Annotated in this window: 6 protein-coding genes; 1 reads left to right on the forward strand and 5 read right to left on the reverse strand. The window is 48.7% G+C overall.

Annotated elements, in window-relative coordinates; translation table 11 throughout:
- On the reverse strand, positions 1–879 hold an 879-nt coding region (locus tag Q0614_RS03155; protein ID WP_298786476.1), incomplete at its 3' end, for an RluA family pseudouridine synthase.
- A gap of 52 nt (positions 880–931) precedes the next feature.
- Here Q0614_RS03155 and Q0614_RS03160 point away from each other — a divergent pair.
- A complete protein-coding gene (locus Q0614_RS03160) occupies positions 932–2,038 on the forward strand; it encodes an FtsW/RodA/SpoVE family cell cycle protein (RefSeq protein ID WP_297923381.1) in 1,107 nt (368 codons plus the stop codon).
- Between the two features lie 105 nt (positions 2,039–2,143).
- On the opposite strand, the gene Q0614_RS03165 is transcribed toward Q0614_RS03160, so the two are convergent.
- From Q0614_RS03165 to Q0614_RS03180, 4 genes are all read right to left on the reverse strand, one after another.
- Positions 2,144–2,470: a hypothetical protein gene (locus tag Q0614_RS03165; protein WP_298786478.1), complete on the reverse strand. Its 327-nt coding sequence runs from the start codon at positions 2,468–2,470 to the stop codon at positions 2,144–2,146.
- On the reverse strand, positions 2,467–3,153 hold the full coding sequence (locus Q0614_RS03170; RefSeq protein WP_298786480.1) for a hypothetical protein: 687 nt from the start codon (positions 3,151–3,153) through the stop codon (positions 2,467–2,469). The genes Q0614_RS03165 and Q0614_RS03170 overlap by 4 nt, the downstream gene beginning before the upstream one ends.
- A 397-nt stretch (positions 3,154–3,550) precedes the next feature.
- Complete coding sequence (locus tag Q0614_RS03175) at positions 3,551–3,829, reverse strand: hypothetical protein (protein ID WP_298786482.1); 279 nt, start codon at positions 3,827–3,829, stop codon at positions 3,551–3,553.
- Positions 3,829–5,199, reverse strand: a 1,371-nt coding sequence (locus Q0614_RS03180; RefSeq protein ID WP_298786484.1) for an N-acetylmuramoyl-L-alanine amidase, incomplete at its 5' end; no start/stop codon positions are given. The genes Q0614_RS03180 and Q0614_RS03175, both read right to left, overlap by 1 nt.

Raw genomic sequence — 5,199 nt, forward strand, 5'->3', positions numbered from 1 at the left:
TGAAATTTTATTGGTAGCCGAAATTTTATTCGCATCACCAGTTGAAATTTTATCCATAGCGTCGCCCAAAATTTTCTCTTCAGTGGAAATTCTACTTGCGCTTGCGTTCGCAGCCAAAATTTTATCGGCGGCTGAAATTTTATCCGCCCCCACACTCTTGCCCGCAGCTGTACCATCGCCCGCGCCTAAAATTTCATCGCACTTCTGGGCGGAGTTTTGAAGTTCCGTTAGTTCCGCTCCGCTTAGAATTTCATAAAACGCGCTCTTTGCGCTGCGTCCGCCGGGCACAATCCCCATTTTTAGGCGATTTGCGGGGTTGCGAGCGATCGGGCGCTCAATTACGCAGGGCTCTTTCAGCGGCAGGTCGATGAGAGTGAGGTATATCCGCCCCATGCTCTTGTCGCTTAGCTGCGCCGAGAGCGCGGCATGCGCGGCGTTGTTTTTGGCGACGAGCAGGGCGCCGCTGGTGAGTTTATCCAGGCGGTGCACGATGCCTGCGCGAAGCTCGCCGCCGAGCGTGGAAAGCAGATAGCCGCGAGACTTGAGCCAGTCCACGAGCGTGGGTTCTTTGACGCTTGCGGCGGGGTGGACGGTAAGGCCCGCGGGCTTATTTACCACGAGCAGATCCTCATCCTCGTATAAAATTTCAACGTCGAAGTTTAGCTGCTGCTCGCTTATTTGCTGCGGCGCAGGCGCGGGGTAGTCGATACGTACGAGCTCGCCCGCAGATAGCTTGTAGCCGGGCTTAGTTTGCACGGCTCCGTTCACTCTGACCGCTGCGGATTTGATTAAGTTTGATATTTGATTGCGCGAAATTCCAAGCTGCGAGCTTAAAAAAACGTCGAGCCTTTCGCTGCATTGTGCTATTAGATTATCCAAATTTATACCTTTTTTGGCTATTCTTACGTCAAAATTTTAATAGGATTAAGCGTTGTTTAAAATTGACAAAAAGATTTTAGCATATTTTGATTTCATTCAACCTTTTTTGATCGTGCCGATAGTGGTTTTTTCATACGTTTTAATAAGCGAGGCAAACGACGTGCTGTCCTCGAAGCAGGTCGTTTATTTCGGCGTAGGATTTGCCGTTTTTACGCTGTTTTTTCTCTTTCCGATACGCAAATTTTTATATCTCATACCGATATTTTATTGGATCAACATCATATTGCTGCTCAGCGTCGATTTTTTCGGCGTTAGTAAGCTAGGAGCGAGACGCTGGCTGGAGATCCCTTTCGTGCATTTTACGCTGCAGCCCAGCGAGGTGATGAAGCCCGCGTTTATCCTGATGCTGATGTATCTGATACACAAAAATCCGCCGCCGAAAAATGGCTACGGGCTGAAGGATTTTTTGCGCCTTAGCTTCTACATACTTCTGCCTTTCGTTCTGATCGCAAAAGAGCCCGATCTAGGCACCGCCGCGATACTTTTTTTGACCGGATTTGCGATCCTTTTCATCATCGGCGTGGATAAAAAAATTTGGCTTACGCTGATCATCGTTTTTGTGGCCAGCTCGCCGATTTTGTACGAAAACATGCATGATTATCAAAAAAAGCGCATCGCCGATTTTATCAGCGAGGAGCCCAATTACCAGGTTAAGCAGGCGATCATCGCTATTGGAAACGGCGGCATTTACGGCAAGGATAGAGACGAAGCGACGCAGACGCACTTTAAATTTCTGCCGATTGCGACGAGCGATTTTATCTTCGCTTATACGATCGAGCGCTTCGGCTTTGTGGGGGCTGCCGCGCTGATCGCGCTGTATGCGCTGCTGATACTGCATCTGCTGAGCCTAAACTATGATTTTAAAAGCGATTATTTGATACGGGTCTTTACGAGCGCGCTTGCCTCGCTCATTTTCATTTATACGGGCGTCAATATCTCGATGGTAGTGGGTTTCGCGCCGGTCGTGGGCGTGCCGCTGCCGTTTTTTAGCTACGGTGGCAGCAGCTTCATCACCTTTATGATCCTCTTTGGAATTTTGCAAAATTTGCTGACGTTTAGGATGAAGGATAACTACAAGACCTACAAGATCAGGATGTAAATTTAGCGTTTGCACGGGTAAATTTTGAAATTCTACAAAATCGAGCGAGACTTGTTTTTAAGTCGGCGGTGAAATTTGAAGCAGCGGGCTAAATTTTAAAGCTCGCTACAAAATCACGCCTATACCGAGCGTAAAAACCACCGCGAAAAAGGCGTATGTAAAGGCAAATTCCAAAGTTTGCGAATTAAAAAATCCGTAGTACAAAACGCTCGTGAAAAATCCGCCCACGAAGGCTACGGCAAAGATCCCGATCCGCGCTGCGACGGGCTTTACGCCGCAAAATTTGTATAGGTAAAAAACCCCGCAGAAGCTGATCGCAAACCATACCATCGCAGGCACCGGCCCGCTTAGGCCTATCATGCCGAAGAAATTGGCTAAATTTAAAAGCAGCAAAAATATCACCGCAAGTGCGATCAGCGCGGATCTGATCATCTATCGCGCCTTGCGTCGGACGCGGAATTTTCAGCGCCTTGATTGAAATTTTGCGCGGAATTTTCGCCCGCGCCGTCATTTGAAATTTCAAAATTTTCGTTGGAATTTTCATCGGCGCGATGCGCAGAATTTTCACCGAAATTGCCACTAGAATTTAAAATTTCATCCTCGCTTTGAGAATTTGAAATTTCACCGCCGCTTTTAAAGTTTAAAATTTCATCCGCCGTAGCATCTTTGCTTTGCGGATCCTGCGCCTCTTTTGCGCCGCCGAAACCCGCGTCTTTTAAATTTTCGCTCTCGTTGCCGTCTAAATTTTTAGAGCTCTCGTCCGCAGAATTTTCATAAATTTTATTTGAAAACCTTTTGTGCCTGATCTGTAGATAAAAGACGAAGGCGACGAACGCTACCGCCGTAATCGCGATGTAGTAGCGGTTTTCAAAGAGCAGCACGCCCTCTACCAGCCCCGAAAACAGCGCCAGCAGCGAGGCTGTAAGAAACGGGAAGCGCACGAGCTCCTTTTCGCCGATCGCTAAGGCGATGAGCGCGACGCCGAATATCGTGGCGTTTAGCAGCGCGCCTAGGACTTTGATTTCGGCAAAAAGGCTCGGATTTACGCGCGAAGTGACGTAGAGTGCGAGCACGACGGCTGCGAAAAGCAGGATCAAAAATACGATTTTTTTCATTTTGGACCTTTTAAATTTTATCTTTAAATTTACGATTCAGCTGCGCCCCTTCATACGCATAGAGCGCAGGCATCGACGTATCGCAACTGCCGTGTTCGCGGCATTATGTAAACATCGCCGCTCTGCGAACATGGCACGAAATTTCAGGACGCCGTTAAGCGCGGCTAGAGCGATACACATACTCATGACTTAAAGCGCAATTCTAATTGTGCGGACGCGGTTTGAAACACGACTTGCGTTAGTGCGACAAAATCGCTATTTTTGCGCGACTTAAATGCGATTCTGTCGGTAAATTTTACCGCCAGCCGCACTCTGCTGAGCAAGTGGAGCCAAGTCCGTGCTTTAAAATTTTACCGCCAGCTGCGCTAAAAATTCCGCGTCTAAGCCGTATATATCTCTAGCTCGTGGCGCCGCAAGACGCTCCGCAAAATTTACCTGCTCGTAGTAAATATTTGGCACACGAGCGAATTTTGCACCCAAGCGCCGCACGTTTTGTTTTAAATTTAGCGCCGCGGGCTTTAAATTTTAAATTTACCGCTTCCGCGCTCTGTTTATACACAAGATCTGTGCCGCTCTCCAAACTATATCCGCGGAGCAAATCTAGATCCGCGGAGCAAATCTCGCGCCGAAATAAAATTTCATCTCGATCGTAAAATCGCAGCGCGTAAAATTTCATTACCTGTTTTTCTGAAAGTATGCGTCCACTCCGTTTGCGATGCCTTGGGCGATGCGATCCTGATAGGCGCTTTTACCTAAATTTTTACCCTCCTGCGGGTGCGTGATGTAGCCCATCTCCACGAGCACCGCGGGCATCGTAGCGCCCACCAGCACCCAAAACGGCGCCTCGCGCACACCTCCGTCTCTGCTCGAGAAGCTCTTTTTGACCGAGCTGAGCATATAGCTTTGAATGTCGATGGCAAGCTTGTTTGAGGAGATTATCTTCTCGCGATTTAAGAAATTTAGGAAGGTCTGCTTCGAGAAGGTATTCATATCCTCCAAATCTCCCCTATTTTCGAGTGCCGCGGCGTTTTTACTGCGCTCGCTTCTAGCCGGGCTTAAGAAAAAGGTCTCCACGCCGCTCATTTTGGATGCCGCACTGGCGTTAGGGGCGGCATTTGCGTGGATCGAAATAAACATATCGGCGTTTTTTTTAGCGGCGAAAGCGGTGCGCGACCTTAAATTTATAAACACGTCGGTGCTGCGCGTATAAAGCACCTTGTATCCGCGCTTGGTAAGCAGCGCACCGAGCTTTTTGGATGTGGCTAGCACGACGTTTTTTTCCTTTAGCCCGTTTCCGACGGCGCCCGAATCGCTGCCGCCGTGACCGGGGTCGATTACGATGAGTTTGCCCTTGGTGGATTTATAAATTTTACCGGCGGCCACGGAGGTCGATTTGGCGCCCCCTGATTCCTCTATCGTGCTGATTTGCGGCTCGCTATCTTGCTCGCGTCCGTGCTTGCGCCCTGATTTTTGATCCTTGTTTTTTTCTGCTCGCGCCGCTTTTGCGGCTTTTAAGCCTTCGGCCGTACTTAAAATCATCATATTGCCGTTAATTTCTACGTTTGCGTTGAATTCTTTCGGATTACTAAGTACAATGCGTACGGTCTTGTCGTTATACTGTGAGATACGCACTTCGCCCACGAAGCTATCTTTTAGCCGCGTATTGTGCGACTTTTGGCGCGCGCTAAAATCGAGCACGAAGCGAAAGTGATCGTTGCTCGCGATGGTAAAATCCTTATAGTCGCTCTGCCTTAGATCGCGGTTGAACTCAAGTACGATCTCGTTTTTATCGCCGCGCAGAGAATTTAGAGTAAGTTGGGCGTTTTTGTCCGCTTTTTTGACACTGCTTTTTCTAAGCTCACTGCTTTGATCCGCAACCTCCTCATCCTCGTTTTGCGCGATTGCGTCCTCGCCGCCATCGTCCTCTTGGACGTCTACGACCTCGTCCGCGTCGTGAGGTCTAGTCGAGCGTAAAAACTCCAGATCCTCGCTAGATAGCGAGCTTAGATCGGCTTCTTCTGGCGCGCGCGTCTTTTTGAGATTTTT

It is taken from the genome of uncultured Campylobacter sp., assembly GCF_937997595.1.
Classification (GTDB): domain Bacteria; phylum Campylobacterota; class Campylobacteria; order Campylobacterales; family Campylobacteraceae; genus Campylobacter_B.